The sequence below is a fragment of the Rhizobium atlanticum genome (genome assembly GCF_030182485.1).
Classification (GTDB): Bacteria; Pseudomonadota; Alphaproteobacteria; order Rhizobiales; family Rhizobiaceae; genus Rhizobium.
Genome location: NZ_JAQJCJ010000003.1, coordinates 358,453 through 378,887 on the forward strand (window position 1 = coordinate 358,453; position 20,435 = coordinate 378,887).

The 20,435-nt window shown below is 62.1% G+C and carries 18 protein-coding genes; 8 read left to right on the plus strand and 10 right to left on the minus strand.

The genetic code is table 11. The features are described 5' to 3' along the window. Positions 1-253 precede the first annotated feature (253 nt). Positions 254-1,522, plus strand: a complete 1,269-nt coding sequence (locus PH551_RS07040; protein WP_285192414.1) for a metallophosphoesterase family protein — start codon at positions 254-256, stop codon at positions 1,520-1,522. Beyond that, complete coding sequence (locus PH551_RS07045) at positions 1,522-4,995, plus strand: ATP-binding protein (protein WP_285192415.1); 3,474 nt, start codon at positions 1,522-1,524, stop codon at positions 4,993-4,995. The genes PH551_RS07040 and PH551_RS07045 overlap by 1 nt, the downstream gene beginning before the upstream one ends. Positions 4,996-5,041: 46 nt before the next feature. Here PH551_RS07045 and PH551_RS07050 read toward each other — a convergent pair whose 3' ends face one another. Together PH551_RS07050 and PH551_RS07055 are read right to left on the minus strand one after the other, a co-directional pair. Then, entirely contained in the window at positions 5,042-5,464 is a 423-nt protein-coding gene (locus tag PH551_RS07050) for a type II toxin-antitoxin system VapC family toxin (RefSeq protein ID WP_285192416.1), read from the minus strand. Next, a complete protein-coding gene (locus PH551_RS07055) occupies positions 5,461-5,715 on the minus strand; it encodes a type II toxin-antitoxin system Phd/YefM family antitoxin (RefSeq protein ID WP_285192417.1) in 255 nt (84 codons plus the stop codon). The genes PH551_RS07050 and PH551_RS07055 overlap by 4 nt, the downstream gene beginning before the upstream one ends. Before the next feature lie 235 nt (positions 5,716-5,950). On the opposite strand from PH551_RS07055, the gene PH551_RS07060 reads away from it, so the two are divergent. After that, positions 5,951-6,865 (plus strand): acetamidase/formamidase family protein, encoded by a 915-nt coding sequence (locus PH551_RS07060; RefSeq protein WP_285192464.1) that lies wholly within the window; start codon positions 5,951-5,953, stop codon positions 6,863-6,865. A 16-nt stretch (positions 6,866-6,881) separates the two neighbouring features. Here the strand turns inward: PH551_RS07060 and PH551_RS07065 are convergent, their stop codons facing one another. Together PH551_RS07065 and PH551_RS07070 are read right to left on the minus strand one after the other, a co-directional pair. Beyond that, entirely contained in the window at positions 6,882-7,784 is a 903-nt protein-coding gene (locus PH551_RS07065) for a proline iminopeptidase-family hydrolase (RefSeq protein WP_285192418.1), read from the minus strand. A 62-nt stretch (positions 7,785-7,846) separates the two neighbouring features. Next, positions 7,847-8,641, minus strand: a complete 795-nt coding sequence (locus PH551_RS07070) for a helix-turn-helix transcriptional regulator (RefSeq protein ID WP_285192419.1) — start codon at positions 8,639-8,641, stop codon at positions 7,847-7,849. Between the two features lie 128 nt (positions 8,642-8,769). On the opposite strand from PH551_RS07070, the gene PH551_RS07075 reads away from it, so the two are divergent. From PH551_RS07075 to PH551_RS07095, 5 genes are read left to right on the plus strand one after another with little or no spacing between them, the layout of a single operon-like run. Next, complete coding sequence (locus PH551_RS07075) at positions 8,770-9,660, plus strand: proline iminopeptidase-family hydrolase (RefSeq protein ID WP_285192420.1); 891 nt, start codon at positions 8,770-8,772, stop codon at positions 9,658-9,660. A 51-nt stretch (positions 9,661-9,711) separates the two neighbouring features. Continuing rightward, a complete protein-coding gene (locus PH551_RS07080; RefSeq protein ID WP_285192421.1) occupies positions 9,712-10,650 on the plus strand; it encodes an ABC transporter permease in 939 nt (312 codons plus the stop codon). Then, positions 10,647-11,498: an ABC transporter permease gene (locus PH551_RS07085; protein WP_285192422.1), complete on the plus strand. Its 852-nt coding sequence runs from the start codon at positions 10,647-10,649 to the stop codon at positions 11,496-11,498. Before PH551_RS07080 ends, PH551_RS07085 begins: the two co-directional genes overlap by 4 nt. After that, a complete protein-coding gene (locus tag PH551_RS07090; RefSeq protein WP_285192423.1) occupies positions 11,495-13,195 on the plus strand; it encodes a dipeptide ABC transporter ATP-binding protein in 1,701 nt (566 codons plus the stop codon). The genes PH551_RS07085 and PH551_RS07090 overlap by 4 nt, the downstream gene beginning before the upstream one ends. 19 nt (positions 13,196-13,214) lie before the next feature. Further along, complete coding sequence (locus tag PH551_RS07095) at positions 13,215-14,729, plus strand: ABC transporter substrate-binding protein (protein WP_285192424.1); 1,515 nt, start codon at positions 13,215-13,217, stop codon at positions 14,727-14,729. 83 nt (positions 14,730-14,812) lie between these two features. Here PH551_RS07095 and yghU read toward each other — a convergent pair whose 3' ends face one another. The 6 genes from yghU to PH551_RS07125 form a co-directional block, all read right to left on the minus strand. After that, positions 14,813-15,688, minus strand: a complete 876-nt coding sequence (gene yghU / locus PH551_RS07100) for a glutathione-dependent disulfide-bond oxidoreductase (RefSeq protein WP_285192425.1) — start codon at positions 15,686-15,688, stop codon at positions 14,813-14,815. A gap of 154 nt (positions 15,689-15,842) precedes the next feature. After that, positions 15,843-16,223, minus strand: a complete 381-nt coding sequence (locus tag PH551_RS07105; protein WP_285192426.1) for a cupin domain-containing protein — start codon at positions 16,221-16,223, stop codon at positions 15,843-15,845. A 14-nt stretch (positions 16,224-16,237) separates the two neighbouring features. Next, positions 16,238-17,329 (minus strand): Gfo/Idh/MocA family protein, encoded by a 1,092-nt coding sequence (locus PH551_RS07110; protein WP_285192427.1) that lies wholly within the window; start codon positions 17,327-17,329, stop codon positions 16,238-16,240. Positions 17,330-17,331: 2 nt separating this feature from the next. Next, positions 17,332-18,159: a carbohydrate ABC transporter permease gene (locus PH551_RS07115; protein ID WP_285192428.1), complete on the minus strand. Its 828-nt coding sequence runs from the start codon at positions 18,157-18,159 to the stop codon at positions 17,332-17,334. Then, the gene (locus PH551_RS07120; RefSeq protein ID WP_285192465.1) at positions 18,156-19,091 is read right to left on the minus strand and encodes a carbohydrate ABC transporter permease; all 936 of its coding nucleotides are present in this window, start codon (positions 19,089-19,091) and stop codon (positions 18,156-18,158) included. Before PH551_RS07120 ends, PH551_RS07115 begins: the two co-directional genes overlap by 4 nt. A 59-nt stretch (positions 19,092-19,150) precedes the next feature. Next, positions 19,151-20,404 carry an ABC transporter substrate-binding protein gene (locus tag PH551_RS07125; RefSeq protein WP_285192429.1) on the minus strand — a complete coding sequence of 418 codons (1,254 nt, stop codon included), beginning with the start codon at positions 20,402-20,404 and terminating at the stop codon, positions 19,151-19,153. Positions 20,405-20,435: the final 31 nt, after the last annotated feature.

A 20,435-nucleotide genomic window follows, 5' to 3' on the forward strand; every position in this document is an offset into this window, starting at 1 on the left:
CGCTGCGGCCCTGATGTCAAGCCGACCCTCACGCGTTCCCATCCGTACCTTTTGAGTCGGCGGCCAGTCCGATAGAGCAGCATTGATTGTGGATGGGCCAGCTCCGCCGGCCCATTTCACTCGCCAGGACGCTGCCGCCATGCTCTGAATATTCGTGGCATGGTCTCATGTTTTAGCTAACGGGCGATAACGTCCGTTTATTTGTCAGACGGCGCCTGCTGGATCACTCTATCGCAACACCATTCTTGCATTCATGGCCTATCGTTTCGTCCACACTGCCGATCTCCATCTCGACTCTCCCTTGCGCTCTCTCGCACTTCGCAATGCAGAGCTGGCCGAGCTTGTCAGTGACGCCAGCCGACAGACGCTGGTCGCGATCGTCGATCTTTGCCTTGAGGAGCAGGTCGACGCGCTTGTCATCGCCGGCGATCTCTATGACGGGGAGCAGACGTCGATGAAGACGGCGCGCTTCCTAGCGAGTCAGCTGGAGCGGCTGCACCGGGCGGGCATTGTCGTCTTCAAGATCCGCGGCAATCACGATGCCATGTCGAAGATCGCTCGGGAACTGGTGATGCCTGATACGGTGAAGATCTTCGGCGGCCATGCCGAGACCGTCGAGACCACCAAGGGCAGCTTGTCGGTCGCAATCCACGGTCTGAGCTTCGCCAAGCCGCAAGCCCCGGACCCGCTGCTGCCGAAATTCAAGCCGCCGGTAGCGGATGCCGTCAATATCGGCATCATGCATACGAGTCTGGCCGGATCGGCCGGACATGATGTCTATGCGCCCTGCAACGTGCTCGACCTGCATGCCTCGGGTTTCGACTACTGGGCGCTCGGGCATCTCCACCAGCGCAGCCATTATCCCGGCACGGCGACGGTCATCATGCCCGGCATGCCGCAGGGCCGCGACATCAATGAAGCGGGCATCAAGACCGTGTCGCTGGTGACCGTGGCCGACGACCGGACCGTGACGGTCGAGGAGCGGCGTACCAGCATCGCGCAGTTCGAGCGCGTCAATGTCGACCTCACGGGTGTCGATGATTGGCGTGAGGCAGCCATGATGGTCGAGACGGCCCTGATGGCGCAGCGCGACCGCACGGCTTCGCCGCATCTTGTCGCACGCCTCAGGCTTTCCGGCCGCACGCCGCTCTCCTGGCAGCTGCGGCGCGATGTCGACCTCATGCAGGCCGAAGCCGAGCGGCGCAGCGACGCGATCGGCCGCACCTGGATCGAGAAGCTGGAACTCGCCTTCGAAGCGCCCTCGATCCCCGCAGACGCGTCCGCCGCCGATCCCGTCATCGAACTCGGGGCGCTGATGCGGGACGAGGTCATCACCCGCAGCGGATTTCGCGACGAGGTCAGGGAGATGGTCCGGGACCTGCTTGCCGACCTGCCGCCCGAGAGCCGGGCATTTGCCGGCCAGAACGAGGCGGGTTTTGAACGCTTCATCGACAGCCTTCTCGCCGATGGCGCCGAGGACATCGCCGCCCGGATGAAGGCGGTGGATCGGGGAGACAGCTGATGCGTCTGCGCCGCCTCGACCTCACCCGCTATGGCAAGTTCACCGATCACTCCATCGATTTCGGGGCGGCCCGTCAAGGTTCGCCGGACTTGCACATCGTTTATGGCCTGAACGAAGCGGGCAAGTCGACCACCTTCGCCGCCTATCTTGATCTGCTCTACGGCATTGGTGAGCGCAGCACCTATAATTTCCTGCATCCCTACAATACGATGAAGGTCGGTGCGCGGCTGGAATTTGGTGGCTGGGAATACGAGCTGGCGCGGCTCAAGCTGCGGACCGGCAGCCTCGTCGATGATCGGGGACAAGCTGTGAACGAGGCGCTCCTGGCCGGCGCGCTTGGCGGCGTCGGTCGCGAGGCCTATCGCACCATGTTCTCGCTCGACGATCAGTCGCTCAAGGAAGGCGGCAACGCCATCATACAAAGCAAGGGCGAACTCGGCGAATTGCTGTTCTCGGCCAGCTCAGGCCTGGCAGGCCTGAGCCGTTCGCTGGTGACCGCAGCCGACGAAGCCAACGCGATCTACAAGAAGCGGTCGTCGAGCACCAGGCTCGCGGAACTCAAGCGTTCGCTCGAAGCGCTCAAGGCCGAGCGCAATGCCATCGACACGCTTGCCTCCACCTATTCGGCCCTGAAATCGACTTATGAGCAGGCCGACGCTGCCTATGGCAAAACCACGCGGGAACTGGCCGAGGCCAAGACCCGGCATCAGGAGCTGACGCGCCTTCTCGGCGCCCTACCCGCGGCCCTAGAGCTCCGGCGGCTGGATGCAGATGTAGCCGCCATGAGCGATCTGCCGCGGCCGCCGTCCGAATGGTTCGCGCTCCTGCCGCAGCTTTCGCGCGACGAGACGCGGCTGCAGGCGCTTGTCGAGACCGCCGACCGCACGCTGCGCCAGCTTGCGGATGAGATCGAGGCGATCGCGATCGACGACAAGGCGCTGGCAGTCACCGCGCATATGGACCTGCTGGATCAGGGTCGGGCGCGCTATCTTGCGGCAGAGAGCGATCTGCCGAAGCGCCGGCTGGCGCTGGCCGAACAGGAGGGTGAGTTGGTCCGACTGCTGGCCGATCTCGAACAGCCGGGCCATGCGAAACCCGAGGCGCTGCTGCTTCCCGCTTCGCTGATCGGCATCATCCGCGATCTTATCGAACGGCGTTCCGGCGTCGAGGCGAAACTGGCAGCCGCTGATCGGGAACTGTTGCGAGCGCGGGAGAATCTCGAAAGGCTGAACAGGGAAGGCGGCTCGCGGCATGGATCTGGGCTCCTTGATCCTGCGCGTTTCGGCCGCATCGAGATCGCCCTGAGCCGGCTGGCGGGATCTGATCTCCCCTTGCGGCTTACCATGGAAGAACGGACACTTGTCCAGGCGAAGCGAACGCAGGAGAACCAGTTTGAACAGCTCGCACCCTGGAGCGGCAACGCCGTCGCTCTGCAGCGGACGGCCGCGGCAGAGCCTCGACAGATCGAAGCCTGGCGTGGCCAAGCGACTGCTATCGACAAGCGGATTGGCGATCACGAGGGAAGGCTGCGCGATCTCGGCACCGAACAGGCGCTGACCAAAGCCCGGATCGCGGCCTTCGTCGCCGGCGGTTCGATCGACGATACCGAGGCCGCGCGGCTGCGCGATGAACGCGATGCCGCCTGGCAGGCGCATCTCACCAGTCTGAATGCCGCCACGGCTCGGATTTTCGAGGAGCGGATGCGGCAGGACGACGCGGTATCCGCCGGCCGGCTGTCGCGGGCGCAGGAATTGGCCGAGCTGCGCCAACTCCGCCAAGCGGAAGCGGCAACGGCAGCAATGATCGAGCGGCAAAGGGAACTGCTTGGCGAAGCGCGCGCCGAACATGATGCGCTTGCCGAGCGCATCGGTGATCTGCTGCCTGAAAACATCGAATATGACGCCGAAGCCGCGGCGCGCGTGGCTGCACTCGACACTTGGAGCACCAAGCGAGCCGCGGCGCTGGCCGCCTGGGACGATCTGCAGCACGCAGAAGACACGGTGCACGCGCTTCGCATCGAACTGGATAGGCATGCCGCAACGCTTGCGGAGAGCCTTGCAGAAGCCGGTCTTGATGACGCAGACCAGCGACCGGTCGCCGAGCTGATGCAGGCTGCAAATGATATACTCGCCGCCAGCAGAGCCGAGCGGGCGGCGCGGCAGGCGCACGAAAAGGCGGTCGGTGACCTCAGCCACGATCTCAGGGAACGACAGCGCGACCAGCAGGAGGCGGAAGCCGCCATGGCGGCCTGGGAGCGGGAATGGGCGGAGGCGCTGTCGCGAACCTGGTTTGCCGACAAAGCCGGTTCGATGGCGGCCGTCCGAGCAATGCTGAATGCGCTCGCTGCACTGCCCTCCATCCTCAAGGAAAGAGATGACCTCGCAACTCGTGTTGCCGCGATGGAGCGCGACCAGCAGCAATTTCGCGAGCATATCGCCGGTCTTCTCAGAGACTGCGGTCTCAGCCAGCCGGCCGTGGATACGCTCGCATCCGCAAACGCGCTTGTGGAACGTCATGAGGCGGCACGGCATGCGGCTCAGCTTCGGGCAGACCGGCAGGCGGATCTCGAAAGACAATTGGAAAAACGGCGTGCGCTGGAGGAGGAACTGGCCGTTCACAATGCCCGCAAGGACGAATTGACCGGCTATTTCGCCGCAGACTCGCTTGCTTCGGTGGAAGTATTGCTGAACCAGTCCCGAGAGCGGGACCGGCTGGAAGAGCGGGTCGCCACCTTACGCCGCCAGATCACCGAGGCATTGCGCGCTGCGAGTTTTTCCGAAGCCGAACGGCGCCTTGACGGTGTCGACGCCGCTGCGGTCGAGCGCGACGCCATGGAGCTTGGCGCCCGGATCGAGGATCTCACCGAGCGTGCGAAGCTTCTCTATTCCGACGTGTCGCTGGCGCGGCAGAAGCTCGAGGCCGTCGGCGGAGACGACGCCGTGGCCCGGATCGAGGCCAAGCGCCGAACCATTTTCCTTGAAATTGAGGAACTGGCCGTGCGGCATCTGGCGCTGCGCGCCGGCATGCTCGCGGCCGAACAGGCACTGCATATCTATCGCGAAAAACATCGCAGCTCGATGATGAACCGCGCATCGGAGGCCTTTCGCCTGATCACCGGCGGCAATTATTCCGGCCTGACGACCCAGCCCGATCGGGATAAGGAGATATTGATCGGCGTGTCGCGCGACGGTGGTTCGAAGCTTGCGGACGCGATGTCGACCGGCACTCAGTTCCAGCTCTACCTCGCGCTGCGGCTGGCAGGTTACGAGGAATTCGCAGCGTTTCGCCGGCCGGTACCCTTCGTCGCTGACGACATCATGGAGAGCTTCGACAATCCCCGCTCCGAAGAGGTTTTCCGCCTGCTCGGCGAAATGGCAAAGGTCGGACAGGTTATCTACCTTACCCACCATTGGCATCTCTGCGAAATCGCGCGAGACGTCGTTCCGAACGTGACCATACATCAACTGCCGTGACACGGCGCAAAGAAACGGGCGCCACTTCTGCGTTTCGGCAGGGAGATCAATCTTGCCACGGATCCAGCACGATAATGCCCATGCCTTCGAAATCCCGGACATTGCGGGTAACGACGGTCAGGCCGTGAACCAGGGCGGTCGCGGCAACCAAGGCATCGGCTTCATTGCGCCGGTCTGGAACATGCAGATGCGCGCAGCGGGTCGCGACCGCATCGTCGATCGATAGGATACGGTCGGCGAATGCTGGTCGAACCAGATTTTCCAGCCACGCACGCAGACGAGCGCCTTGCGCCGCATCGCGGCGCTGTACGCCGAGTATTCCACGTTCCAATTCCAGGATCGTCATGGCGGAGATGCATAGGCCTGTTGCATCTTGCGCTCCAGCCCATGCGGCCACATTGGCATCGGCCTTGCCGTCTCCGACCTTGCGAAGTTCGGAAACAACATTGGTGTCCAGCAGATATTTCAAGATAGATCGATTCCTCGGGGGGCGATCTCAACACGAGGCAGGTCGAAATCGATATTCGAGAGGCCTGGCATGGAGAGAGCATCGACGAGACTGCGAGGCTTGCCGGTTAGCCGCTCGAATTCGTCATAGGTCATCAACACGTGGGATGGCTTCCCGCGATCCGTGATGATGACCGGACCATTTTGCGCCGCCTTCTTTGCCCTGCTCACGTCGTGATTTAGTTCGCGGCTGGAAAGACGTGTCACGCTCATAATCCACCTCCGATGTAGGCACTTACCTACATATAGCATTCGGAGAATGAAAGGAAGATCAGCCGACCGTTTCGCGGCAGGAGACGTCGGGTCACGATCGCCAAATCGATGCGGGGTTACTCGAGCGATTTCGGGATATTGGCTTCCCACATCATCTCTGATCTAGTCTCGCTACTCAGCCGGGCGGCCCAGCCGCGAGCTGATGGTATTCGAAACAAGCGAGAGCCGTATTCTCATGACCACTCACCGCTTCATTCCGACGACTTTTTACAATGTCATCGGCTCTCTTCCGCCCGCCTTGCGTGTCGCTGACGGCGATACCGTGGTCACGGAGACGGTCGACGCCATCGGCTATGACAAGGACGGCATCCGGCGAACATCCGGTCCCAACCCGATGAACGGCCCGATCTTCGTGGAAGGCGCGGAGCCCGGAGATGCGCTGAAGGTCGAGATCATCAGCATGATCCCGACAAGGGACACTGGTTTTACGCGCAGCATCGTCGCGGCCAATGTCATCGATCCCGAGACGGTTCGCGACCTGCCGCCGCGCGATATGGCGATCTGGGCGATCGACCGCGAAGCACTGACGGTCCGATTGTCCGAGCCGGTCTCCGGCCTCGATAATTTCGTTCTGCCTCTTTCGCCGATGATCGGCTGTTTCGGCGTTGCGCCCAGCCTCGGCCAGGCGATCTCGACAGCGACCAGCGGCGAATATGGCGGCAACATGGATTATCGCCTGTTCGGTCCGGGCACGACCGTTCGATTGCCCGTATCGGCGCCGGGCGCCCTTTTCTTTTTGGGTGACTGCCATGCCGTGCAGGGAGATGGCGAGATCGTCGGCACCGGCGTCGAGACCACTTTCGAAGTCAGGGTGCGGCTGACGGTGGAAAAGAAGGCCGGGCTGGTCTGGCCACGCGGAGAAACCGCTGAAGACATCTTCACCATCGGTAATGCCCGGCCCCTCGATCAGGCACTTCAGCACGCGACGAGCGAAATGTTGAATTGGCTGGCCTCGGATTACGGCCTTGACCGGACGGCGGCCAGCCATCTGCTGGGTCAGGTGGTGCGTTACGATGTCGGCAACGTCTTCGATCCGGCCTATACGATGGCCTGCCGGGTCGCCAAGAAATGGCTGGTCCGCCAATCGTGACGGACCGGCGTATGCGTCAGTCGTACCGCGAGAGGAAACGGGAAACGGTCGCCAGGCAAAGCTGCTTTTCCTCGACATGCGGCATGTGGCTGGAGTTTTCGAAGAGCACCCATTCGCAGCCGGGGACGCGTTCGAGATAGGGCCTGACGACCAGGGGCGTCGCCTCGTCATATTTGCCCGAGATCAGCAGCGTCGGTGCGTCGATGCGGTCGAGCCTGTCTTCAATCGTCCAATCCTTCATCGTCCCGATGACGTGGAATTCCGTCGGGCCGTTCATGTTGCGATAGACGGTATTGTCTTCGTCCATGATGGCAAAGGTGCGCGCCACTTCGGGCGGCCATGGAACGACGCGGCAGACATGGCGATCATAGAAGACGCGGGAGGCGGCGATATAGTCCGGATCGGTGAGGCTTCCCGCCCGTTCGTGCTTCAGCAGCGTGTCCTGCACTTCGTTCGGCAATTCCTGGCGCAGCCGATTGGCTTCGGCAACCCAAGTGTGCATGTTGGCCGGCGAGTTGGCGATGACAAGCGCCTTCAGGCCCTGCGGCCGGCGCACCGCATGTTCGGCGCCGAGCATGCCGCCCCAGGATTGGCCGAGGAAGGCGTAACGATGCTGGATGCCGAGATGGGCAAGCAGCGCGTCGAGCTCTTCGAGAAAGAGGCCGACCGTCCAGAAATCCGGGCCTTTGTCCGGAAGGCGGGTGGAATTGCCGTTGCCGAGCTGGTCGTAGTGGATGACCGGGCGGCCGTCAAGGGCGCTGATTTCCTTGAAGGAATCGACGTAGTCATGCGTGCAGCCGGGGCCCCCATGAGCAACGACGAGAGGCAGCTTGTCGCTTTCCAGCGAACCGGTGACGCGGTACCAGGTGCGATAATCGCGAAAGGGCAGATAGGCTTCACTTGTTGCGACTTCGGCCACCGACATCTCCATTCCTCGGAAGTTTGGAAACCATAACGCGGCGGCAGCGGCGAAGGCAGCTATCATAAGTTATAGGATGACAATGATCGGCCATGCTCATCGAGCAGGCGGTAATGGGTGGCGCGGACGACGGCCTGCGTACGGTTGCGGGCGCCGAGTTTCTTGGCGGCGGCGTTGAGATGCATGACCACGGTGGGGACGGAACGGCCGATGATGCGCGAGATTTCCTTGGCGGAATAGCCTTCCGCCGAATGGCGCAGGCATTCGCGCTCCCGCTCGGTCAGGCGGATGGTGCCGACGCTGCGAGCCTTCCTGTCGAAAAGCGAATAGGCGGTCTCATGGAAGACGTGGGCCAGCAGGTTGAAGTCAGCGATAGCGCGCAACGCATGCCGTTCGAAATCGCGGTCGCCGCGGAAACGGATGCCGGTGACCGTCGCATAATCGCCTCCCGGCATATGGACCGGCACGGTGACACCGGTCGACATGTCGCGTTCGCGCAGATAGCGCGTCACCGGTGCGGTGTCATCGCTCATGAAGCGGTTGATCAGCGTGTCGGCATTCGTGTCGTAATTCCAGAAGAACGGCGCGCTGCTGCGCAGCGCCACCTGCTGGACCGGGTCGATGCGGAAATAACCGCGATCGAACCAGTAGTCGTGCATGTCGTCGGCGATGTTCCGGAGCTTCAGCAGCGACGGGATCATGATCGCGCCGTCGAGGTCGTAGGGCACCGGCGTATAGTCGTAGATCAGAGCCTCGAAGCCCAGCTGCTTCATCGCCTCGAAGGCCTGGTCGATCCGGCCGTCCAGCGTTTCATGCGCTGTAAACTGCCGTCTGATCGTTCCGATGTCGTCAAGCATGGGCTGCTCCCGGTTTCGGCGTGGCGCCCTACCCTATCACTTCTTATAGCTGGCACCGAACGCGATTTACGCTAAAAATTAACCACGCCCAAATATTGAGCAAGGGGTATTTTCTGCTGGAGCAATCAATGTGGCGTGAAATACAGCCGGACGCGCGATTTGAGATCGATGTCGGTGGCTATCGCGTGGTTGCCTACAGCTTCGGGACCGGGGACGAGACGGTGTTCTGCCTGAACGGCGGTCCGGGTCTACCCTGTGATTACCTGCGCGAGGCGCATTCCTGCCTGATCGACAAAGGCTACCGCGTCGTCGCCTTCGACCAGCTCGGCACCGGCGCCTCCGACCGGCCGGACGATCTGTCGCTCTGGACGATCGGCCGCTATGTCGAGGAGACCGAAACGGTGCGCAAGGCGCTCGGGCTCGGAAAGGTCCACATGCTCGGCCATTCCTGGGGCGGGTGGCTGGCGATCGACTATGCGCTGACCTATCCCGAAAACCTCAAGACGCTGATCCTCGAGGATACCGTCGCCGACATGCCGCATCTAATCTCGGAATTGGAACGATTGCGCGCAGCGCTCGGACCCGAAACAGTGTCGATGATGCAGAAGCACGAGGCGCAGGGCACGTACGATCATCCCGAATATCTCGCCGCCATCACTATCCTCAACTACCGCCATGTCTGCCGCCTGGCCGAATGGCCGGCGCCGATACGCCGATCGCTCGACGACTGGAACATGGCGCCTTATGCGACGATGCAGGGCCCGAACGAGTTTCTTTACATCGGCAACCTCAAGAACTGGAACCGCATCCCGGATCTGCCGCGGCTGACGCTGCCCGTGCTGATCACCACGGGAGAGCATGATGAGCTGACGCCGGCCTGCGCGCTCAGGATGAAGCTGGCGCTGCCGAATGCCGAGCTACGGGTGTTCGCCAATGCCAGCCACATGCCCTTCTACGAGAACCCAGCGGACTATTATCCGGCGCTTCTCGATTTCCTCGACCGGCACAAGGCAGCCTGATGCAAATGAAAGCGGCTCAAACCGGACGAAGACAGAGGGGCGAGCGCCGTCATGCATCGCTATAAATTCGTTCTGACCCGACCGCTGCAGTTCCTGCCGGTCATTTTCGGCATCAGCGTCATCACCTTCATTCTGGTTCGGCTGATCCCTGGCGATCCCGCACGCAATATCCTCGGCACGCGGGCGACGCCGGAGGCACTTGCCAATATCCGTGCCCAATACGGCCTCGACCAGCCGATGTGGCTGCAATATGTCTATTTTCTCAAGAACCTTGCCAATGGCGAGATGGGCAAATCGATCCTCTACAAGATCGACGTGCTGAAACTGATCGGGACACGCATCGAGCCGACGCTGGCGCTCGTTGCCGCAAGCGTCGTCCTTTCGGTGCTGATCGCGGTACCGATGGCGGCGATCGCCGCGCGCAATGCGGGCGGTGCGGCCGACCATGCGGTGCGCATCGTCTCGACCTTCGGTATCGGTTTTCCGCCTTTCTGGCTGGGACTGATGCTGATCATCCTATTCAGCGTGGAGTTCGGCCTGCTGCCGGTTTCAGGCTATGGCGCAACCATCGGTGACAAGCTTTCGCATCTGGTGCTGCCGAGCCTGACGGTGGCGCTGGCGCTGTCGACCGTCCTGACGCGCAGCCTGCGGGCGGCAATGATCGACGCACTGAAATCGGATGTCGCGACGGCGGCGCGCGCCCGCGGCATGCCCGAAGGCATCGTCTTCTGGCGGCACGTGCTGCCGAATTCGCTGGTGCCGACGATCAACCTGCTCGCCGTCAACATTGGCTGGCTGATCGGCGGCACGGTTGTGGTCGAGAGCGTCTTTGCGCTGCCCGGCATGGGGCAGCTCCTCGTCAGGGCGATCTTTTCGCGTGACTATATGGTGGTGCAGGGCGTCGCCATGGTCTTTGCCTGCGCCACCGTGCTGATCAACTTCATCGCCGACATCGTCACCGTTGCCGTCGATCCGAGGGTGAAGCTATGAGCATCGAGGCGACAGCACCCGCGTCCCCTGGCTGGCGCCGCCTTCTCGGCCGGCGGCCGATGTTTGCCGTTAGCGCCGGCGTGCTGCTGTTCTTCATCCTGCTGGCGCTTGGCGCGCCTCTTATCGCGCCCTATGACCCGATCATGCAGAATGCCGAGGTGCGCCTGCAGGCGCCTTCGCTGCTTCACCCCTTCGGCACCGACAATTTCGGCCGTGACATCCTTTCCCGCGTCATCTGGGGTGCGCGCATCGATCTGCAGATGGCGCTGATCGGCGTCCTCTTCCCCTTTCTGATCGGCACGACGGTCGGCACGATCGCCGGTTTTTTCGGCGGCGTCGTCGACGCGCTGTTCATGCGTCTGGTCGATATCATTCTTGCCTTTCCCTTTCTCGTGCTGATGCTGTCGATCATCGCGATCCTCGGCCCGGGCCTCGGCAGCTTCTATATCGCCATGGCGCTGGTCGGCTGGGTTTCCTATGCGCGGCTCATCCGGGCGCAGATGCTGGTGCTGAAAAGCAGCGACTATGCCGTTGCTGCCGTCAGCCTCGGCTTCAGCCGCCCGCGTATCATGTTCCGCCATTTGCTGCCGAACGCGATCGCCGGCTCGATCGTCTTTTCCATGTCCGATGCGACATTGGTGCTGCTGAGCGGTGCGGCCGTCAGCTATCTCGGCCTCGGCGTCCAGCCGCCGATCGCCGAATGGGGTGTCATGGTCGCCGAAGGGCAGAGCTTCATCACCACGGCTTGGTGGATCACCCTGTTTCCCGGCCTCTCCATCGTCTGCCTCGCCTTTGGCTTCAGCATGCTTGGCGACGCGCTCGGCGAATTGCTGGGAGTACATGAATGAGCGGCTCCGTACTGTCAGTCCGCGATCTCACCGTCAGGGCGCATCTCGATTCCGGTCCGCGCACGCTCATCGATGCGGTCTCGCTCGATCTCCGCAAGGGCGAGATTCTTGGTCTCGTCGGCGAAAGCGGCTCGGGAAAGAGCCTGTTCTGCCGCTCGCTGGTGCGCCTGCTGCCCTCCTCGCTGCTGAAGATCGAAAGCGGTAGCGTGCTGCTCGAAGGGCGCGATCTCATGCGGGTCGACGATGGCGAGATGCTGAAGGTGCGCGGCGGTGAGATCGGCATGATCTTTCAGAACCCGACAAGCCATCTCGATCCGGTGATGCGCGTCGGCGACCAGATCGCCGAGGGCATCCGCTATCATCAGGGTCTCGGCGCCCGCGAGGCTCGCGCCGCGGCGGTGGAAATTCTCGCGCAGGTCGGCTTTCCCGACCCCGGCCGCCAGTACGACTGCTATCCGCATGAATTTTCCGGCGGCATGCGCCAGCGGGCGATGATCGGTGTCGCCCTGTCCTGCAACCCGAAGATCCTGATCGCCGACGAACCGACGACGGCGCTCGACGTCACTATCCAGGCGCAGATCCTGCGGCTGCTCATCGACATTCGCGACCGGCGCGGCCTGTCGATCATTCTCATCACCCACGATCTCGGCATCGTCGCCCAGACCTGCGACCGCATCGCCGTGATGCGCGGCGGCAAGCTCATTGAACAGGGGCCGAAGCGGGCAATCCTCGCGCGGCCGCAGCACCCCTATACGATCAACCTGATCGACAGCCACCCCTCGATATCAAGCGAGATGCCGGCGCCGTCGCTCGGGGTCGCCGAGGCAAGCCGGCGGGCCACAGCTTTGCTCGAGATCGACGACCTGCATGTGCGCTTCAGGGGCGGCGGCAGCCTGTTCAAGGGAAGTGCCAAGACGATCAGTGCCGTTGCCGGCGTCAGTCTGCAGATCATGCCTGGCGAGACGGTCGGCATTGTCGGCGAATCCGGCAGCGGCAAGAGTACGCTTGCCCGCGCAATACTCGGCCTCACACCGCTTTCCTCGGGTCACGTGACCTTCGACGGCGTCGATCTCGCGCAGCAGAGGAGCGCGGGCCTTGCAAAGCTCAGGCGCGAAACAGCGATGGTGTTCCAGGACCCCTACAATGCTCTGAACCCGCGGCTGACGATCGGACAGATGCTCGCCGAGGTATTGAAGGTCCAAGGGAAGGTCGCCGCCGTCGATATCCCAGCGCGCATCGGCGAGCTGCTCGATCTCGTCGGCCTCGAGCGCGAATTCGCCGAGCGCAAGCCGCGCAGCATGAGCGGCGGTCAGTGCCAGCGCGCCGGCATCGCCCGAGCCCTTGCCGTCGAGCCGAAGCTGATTATCGCCGACGAATGCGTGGCGGCCCTCGACGTCACCATCCAGGCGCAGATCATCGAGCTTTTCCGCCAGCTCACCGCCAAGATGAACCTCACGCTGGTCTTCATCGCCCATGATCTGGCGATCGTGCGCAATCTCTGCCAACGCGTCGTCGTGATGTATCGCGGCGAGATCGTCGAGGAGGGCCGCTCCGATGAGGTCTTCGCGCGGCCGAAGCATGCCTACACCGCGGCGCTGATGGCTGCCATTCCCGACATCGATCCCGACAAGCCGCTGCTGCAAGGCACCGGCGGCAGGGAAGAGCCGCAATCCATATCCGTCAAACGCATGCCATAACAAAGAAGGGAACGAACTGATGACAAACAGGTGGAAATCAATCGGGCTCGCCGCCATGCTCACTGGCCTGACGCTGAGTGCGAGCTATGCCGAGGCCGCCGGTGTGCTCACCATCGGCCGCCGCGAGGATTCGACGACATTCGATCCGATCAAGACCGCGCAGAACATCGACAATTGGGTGTTCTCGAATGTCTACGATGTGCTGATCCGCGTCGACAAGACAGGCACGAAGCTGGAGCCGGGGCTGGCCGAAAGCTGGACCGCCTCGGATGACGGGCTGACCTATACGCTCAAGATCCGCGACACGAAATTCTCCGACGGTTCGCCGCTGACGGCGGAAGACGCGGCCTACAGCCTGCTGCGCATCCGCGACGACCCTGCCTCGCTCTGGAGCGATTCCTACAAAGTGATCGACACGGCGGTCGCGACCGACGCGCATACGCTGACGATCAAGCTCAAGAACCCGTCCGCGCCTTTCCTCTCGACGCTCGCGCTCCCCAATGCCTCGGTCATTTCCAAGAAGGGAATGGAATCGCTGGGACCAGATGCTTATGGCGAGAAGCCGATCGCATCCGGTGCCTTCGTGGTCGACGAATGGCGGCGCGGCGACCGCGTCATCCTCAAGAAAAACCCGAATTTCTGGGAAGCCGACCGCGTCAAGCTCGACGGCGTCGAGTGGATTTCGGTGCCCGATGACAACACCCGCATGCTGAACGTTCAGGCCGGCGAGCTCGACGCTGCGATTTTCGTGCCCTTCTCCCGCGTGGAAGAGCTGAAGAAGGATCCGAATCTGAATGTCGCCATCGACGCATCGACACGCGAGGACCATCTGCTGATCAATCACGCGCATGGCGCGCTCGGCAAGAAGGAAGTTCGCCAGGCCTTGGACCTTGCGATCGACAAGAAGGCGATCGTCGACACCGTCACCTTCGGCCAGGGCACCGTCGCCAATTCCTACATTCCGAAGGGTGCGCTTTATTACTACGCCGACAACCTGCAGCGGCCCTATGATCCCGCAAAGGCGAAGGAGCTGCTGGCTGCTGCCGGAGCCTCCGACCTGACGCTGAATTACGTGGTGCGTGCCGGCGACGAAGTCGACGAACAGACGGCCGTCTTGGTCCAGCAGCAGCTACAGAAGGCCGGCATCACCGCCAATCTACAGAAGGTCGACCCGAGCCAGGAATGGGATATGCTCGTTGCCGGCGACTATGACATCTCGGTCAACTACTGGACCAACGATATTCTCGACCCGGACCAGAAGACCACCTTCGTCCTCGGCCACGATTCCAACAACAACTATTTGACCAATTATAAGAACGAGGCAGTGAAGGAACTGGTCGCCAAGGCGCGTCTCGAGCTCGATCCGAAGAAGCGCGAAGTGATGTATGTAAATCTGCAGAAGATGGCCAAGGACGACGTCAACTGGATTGACCTCTATTATAGCCCTTACATCAACGTCTCGCGCAAGAATATCGAGAACTTCCACCAGAACCCGCTCGGCCGCTTCTTTCTGGAAGACACGGTCAAGAACTGAGTTCGTGCAGCATGCAAAGGCTCCGCCGCCTTTAGGGCCGCGGAGCCTCGTTCATTGCCGCGACAAGTGAATGATCGGCTTGCTTATTCGGCTGCCGCGAGCTTGTCCTGCGTTTTGGTTTCGAAGTCGCTGGCGTCGTGACGCTCGTGCAACTGGCTCGACGGGTCGCCGGAGAGGCGGTTGACCATGCGGCCACGCTGCACGGCGGGCCGGCTGTAGATAGTGTCGGCCCAGCGCAACACGTTCTTGTAGTCCTCGACCTGCAGGAATTCGGCCGCCCCGTAGCTCCAGCCCTTCACCAGGCCGCCGTACCATGGCCAAATGGCAATATCGGCGATCGTGTATTGGCTGCCTGCCACATATTCGCTTTCGGCAAGGCGGCGATCGAGCACGTCGAGCTGACGCTTCACTTCCATGGCGAAGCGATCGATCGCATATTCGATCTTGACAGGCGCATAGGCGTAGAAATGGCCAAAGCCGCCGCCGAGATAGGGCGCGCTTCCCATCTGCCAGAACAGCCATGACAGGCATTCGGCGCGCTCACCCGGCTCGGTCGGCAGGAAAGCGCCGAATTTCTCGGCGAGATAGGTGAGGATGGCGCCGGATTCGAAGACGCGGATCGGCTTCGGACCACTGCGGTCCATCAAAGCCGGAATCTTGGAGTTGGGATTGACGGCGACAAAGCCGCTGCCGAACTGGTCTCCCTCGCCGATCTTGATCAGCCAGGCGTCATACTCCGCGCCGCTATGGCCGAGCGCCAACAGCTCCTCGAGCATGATCGTGACCTTCTGGCCGTTCGGCGTGCCGAGCGAATAGAGCTGCAGCGGGTGGCGGCCGATCGGAAGCTCCTTCTCATGTGTCGGTCCCGCTATCGGGCGATTGATATTGGCGAATTGGCCGCCATTCGCCTTGTTCCAGGTCCAGACTTTCGGGGGGATATAGTCGGAGGTACCGCTCATCTTTCAAACTCCTGGCATTGATCGGACAGAGCGCGACGCCTGTTGGGTCGCCGCATTTTTCCTGACATAGCAGAGGTGATGAGGGTTTGTCACAGCTATCGGAATGGTTTCACGCAAACGTCAGAGCTTGGCAAAGTTGCGGAAAACGACCGGTTCAGGCCGCCCCCTCGCCTTCATGGTTGACCGCCGTCCTGGTGCCGGAGGAAAACATGATCAGGGCGTAGAGCGGTTCGCTGCCGAGCGCGCGCGCCCAGTGCCTGACATTGCGGGGAATGCGGATCGCATCGCCGGCTTCGAGCCGATAAAGGGCGTCGCCGAGCTTATGTTCGCAGCTGCCGGAGACGACGTAGAGAATTTCCTCGCAATCGGGATGCGAGTGCAACTGGTTGCGCTCGCCGGGATTAATGCGGCAGGTGCCGAAGGTCATCTCGGCGCCGGGTGTGCCGTCGCCGGTGATCTTCCAGTTGAGTTCGCCCCAGGAGGTCGGCATGAATTCGCCGCCGGCTTTCCTGAAAATGATGTCGGTCTCGTTCAAGACTGCGCCTCCGGTCAAAGATAGGAAGTGACGCCGGCATCCGTGCGTCTGTAGAATTCGAAGAGCTTCATGATCTCGCGAGCGATTTCGAGCGTGCCCCTTGTTATCTGCGCGCCGGCAAGGATCGCGTCGGTCAGGTGCAGGATTTCGGGCACATAGCCGAGATAGAAGAGGTTGTTGTTATAGAGCTGGCCGAGCGAATGTTCGGGCTCATAGAACAGCGCCGCATTCTCGTCCGGCTGGATGAAGCTTGCGGCGCGGCCATAGGACGGCAGGTCCGCCTTGCGGAAATAAGTCAATCGGCTGCCGTTCTCGACAATGGCGTTGGCGCCTTCCCCGACGATCTCGACCCGTTCAAAAATGCTGCCGCCCGATTGGCCGGCGGCAAAATGCAGCGTGCCGATCGCGCCGGAGCGGAAGCGCAGGCTGGTGACGCTCGCGCCCGTCAGCGGCTCCCATTCATAGCCCGCGCGCTCGATCTCGCCGCCGAGGAAATTGAGGATCGCGCCCGGATGGTAGATATGGTCGAGGAAACTCTGCATCTCGACGAGATCGGCGCGGTCTTCCGGTCTCGGCAGGCTCTGGGGATAACGGACGTTGATCGAGGTTAGCCTGCCGAAACCGGGCGAGCCGATCAGGTCCTTGAGCTTCTCGATCGTGGGGAAAAAGGTCTTCTTGAGACCGGTCATCACCATGCGCCCGGCCGCCGCACTTGCCGCCTGCAGCCTTTCGATATCCTCGAGACTCGCCGCTGTCGGCTTTTCCATCCAGACGTGGGCGCCCGACGCAAGTGCGTCGAGCGCAAGGTCGGTCGCCTGCACCCGGCCGTCGGGATGATAGGCGGTGACGAGGAAGACCAGGTCCGGCTTTTCCCGCATGAGCATCTCGCGATGGTCGGTATAGGCTTTGCCGGCGCCGAAGAGTTTAGCGAATTTCTCGGCGCGGCCGATATCGAGATCGCAGATGCCGGCGAGGTCCACGGGCGCATAGCGCAACGCCGGATAGACATTGCGGTAGGCATGGCCGCCGGCGCCGATGAAGCAGGCCTTGATGCGGTGATCGAATTCGAAATTGTAGCGGATTTCCCGCTGGACGTGGTGCGACATAGTCAGCCCTTGATTGCTCCCTGCGTCAGCCCCTCGGTGAAACGGCGCTGCATCAGGATGTAGAGAAGAATGATCGGCAGGAACGAAATGACCGTTCCCGAAAAGACCAGGCGGTAGTCGGAAGCATAGGTGCTGGCGAAACGCACCAGCCCGAGCGGCAGCGTCTGCACTTCGCGGCTGATCAGCACGATCAGCGGGAGGAAGAAATCGTTCCAGGTGGAGAGAGCGCTGATGATGACGAGCGCTTGGACCGCCGGCGTCGAGATCGGCAGAAAGACCTTGGTGAGGATCTGAAAATGCGAGGCGCCATCGATCTTGGCGGCTTCGATCAGATCGTCCGGCACGCCGATGAAGAAGCTGCGCATCAGGAAAATGCCGAAGGGAATGCCGTTGCTGACCTGCACCAGTACGATACCAGCAAGCGTGTTGACGAGGTTCAGCCCGAAGAGCACCTGGTACAGCGGGATGACGATCGCCTGGACCGGCACGGTCAGCCCGAGGATGAAGGCGTAGAACAGCCATTCCCGGCCGGGGAATCGGATCTTGGCAAGCGCATAGCCGGCCGGCGCGCAGGTGACGAGCGACAGAAGGACGACGCCGACGACGTTGATAAGGCTGTTGCCGACGAGCTCGCCGAAGCCGCCAATCTGCCAGGCGTCGAGATAATTCCGCCACATCAGGTCGGCGGGCCAGGCAAAGGGATCGGCCTGGCCGATCTCGGCCTCGGTCTTGAAGCTCGATATCAGCAGCCAGACGAAGGGGGCGAGGATCAGGATCAAGACCGGGGTGAGCGCCAGCGCCACCGGCCATTCGCGATTGCGCACACTCATTGGGAAAGCCTCGCGCGCCAGCGGTTGAAGACGATGGTAATGGCAATCGCAAGCAGGCTGAGCAGGATGCAAAGCACTGCCGCAAGCCCGTGATCCTGGGACTGGAAGGCAAGCCGGTAGATATAGGTCGTGATCAGCTCGCTCTGATAGAATGGCCCGCCATTGGTCATGACGAAGACCGTGGCGAAGCCCTTCAGGCCGTTGATCATTGCCAGCGAGACCACGAAGGTCGTCACCTCGCGAAGCCCCGGCAGCGTCACATAGATCAGCTTCTGGAACGCGTTGGCGCCGTCCACTTCGGCCGCGTCGTAAAGCGAGTGGTCGATATTCTGCAGGCCGGCGATGAAGAGCAGCATGTAAAGGCCAAAACCCTGCCACGAGCTTGCGACATTGACGGAGAACAGCACGAGCGCGGGATCGGAAAGCCAGCCCTGCGTGAAGGCGCCGAGCCCGATCCGCGTCAGCGCCGTATTCAGCAGGCCGAAAAACGGATCGTAGATATTCGCCCAGATGACGCCGACGACGGCAAGCGAGACCAGATGCGGCAGGAAGAAAGCGGTGCGGAAGAAGACCTGCGTGACCTTGAGCCTGCTGACCGCAAGCGCCAGCAGAAGGCCGAGCCCGCCTGCCATCACCACGTGGTAGGCCAGCCAGATGAAGGTATGGCCGAGGCTCTTCCAGACGATCGGATCCTGCGCCGCCTTGGCGTAGTTGTCGACACCGACGAAGCTCGCGGACGTGTTGAAGCCGGCGGAGCTGTTGAAGCTCAGCCAGAAGGTGGCAGCGATCGGCAGCAGCGTGAAGACGGCATAGAGAGCGAGCGCCGGCGCCATCAGCCAGAATGCGGTGCCGGTATCGCCATCGGGCCAAGCCGAGCCTGCCGTCCGGCGTATGGACATAGGGGCGGGATTGCCGCCCGTATGCCCCGCCATGGCAGGTGCAGTGCTGAGAGGAGCCACGGCCTTGCTTCCCGGCGTTTCTGGAATGGCCACTATTTCGCCTCTGTCATCTTCGTCTGGATCTGCTTCATGCCGTCCGCACCGCCGATCTGGCCTGAGATGAGACCCTGGATGACCTGGAAGTAGGTGTCGAGTACGGGGCCGGGCAGATAGACGCTCGGATTGTAGCCGACACCACCGGCGGCAGCCGCGAAGATGTCTTTGAGAACAGGGGTCGGTGGTTCTACGCCTGGGATTTCGCGCGGATAGATCATCGTGCTTGCCGGATCCTGCGCCCGTTTCTTCATCACCGCATCCGACAGCATGAAGTCGATCCACTTCATCGCAAGCTCCGGCTGTTTTGAGTTAACAGGCACCAGCCAGCTCCAGCCGACGCCGCCGGTCGGTATCGCCGCCCCCTTGATGTCGGAAGGCATGGGCGCATAACCGGCGTTGGCGAGGTCATAGCCGGCCTTACGGGCATTGGCGGTGAACCAGGGGCCGGCAACGAACATGGCGGCGCGCTTGTTGAACCAGAGGCGCGAGGCGCCGTCGAGGTCGAGACCCGCCATTTCCTTTTTGATGTAGCCCGCCTCGACCAGCTTCTGCAGCCGGACGGCGCCGGCGGCGACCGAAGGATCATCGAAGGCGATCTCGCGGCGCAGCGCCTTGCCGATCACGTCCTTGCCGCTCGCCGATTGCAGCAGATTGCCGAAGAGATGGCCGGCGCTGCCCGGCGTGCGCGGACCGATGGCGATCGGCTGCAGGCCGCTTTGCTCGATCGACTTCATTAGCGTTTCGAACTCGGCCCAGGTCGCCGGGATCTTCCAGCCCGCCTGCTCGAAAAGATCCTTGTGGTACCAGATGCCGAGAGCGTCGAGCCCATCGGGAACTTCGTAGATTTCGCCGCCGAACTGGCCCTTCAGTTCGGTGTACAGCCACGGATAGATCTCGTCCTTCCAGCCGCGCTTTTCATATTGTTCGGTGAGCGGCATGACCTGCTTGGCGTTCTTGACGACGCTGATGCGGCCGATGCCCGAATTGGTGAGGATGACGTCGGGGCCGGCATCCGACTGGATCGCCGCCTGCACCGCGCCGTTGCTGATCGTGCCGGTCGGCGGCATGAATTCGACGGTTACACCGGGATTGGCCTTTTCGAAATCGGCCTTGATGCCGTTCCACAACTGGGCGACCAGTGGTTCGGTGATCTGTTCCGGACCCCACATCTTCAGGGTCTCGGAATGCGCCGGCGAACTTGCGGCGATCATCGCTGCCAGTGCCGTTCCGCGGGCAAGAAATTTCAGCATTGTTCCCTCCTCCGGGCCGCTCCTCGGCCAC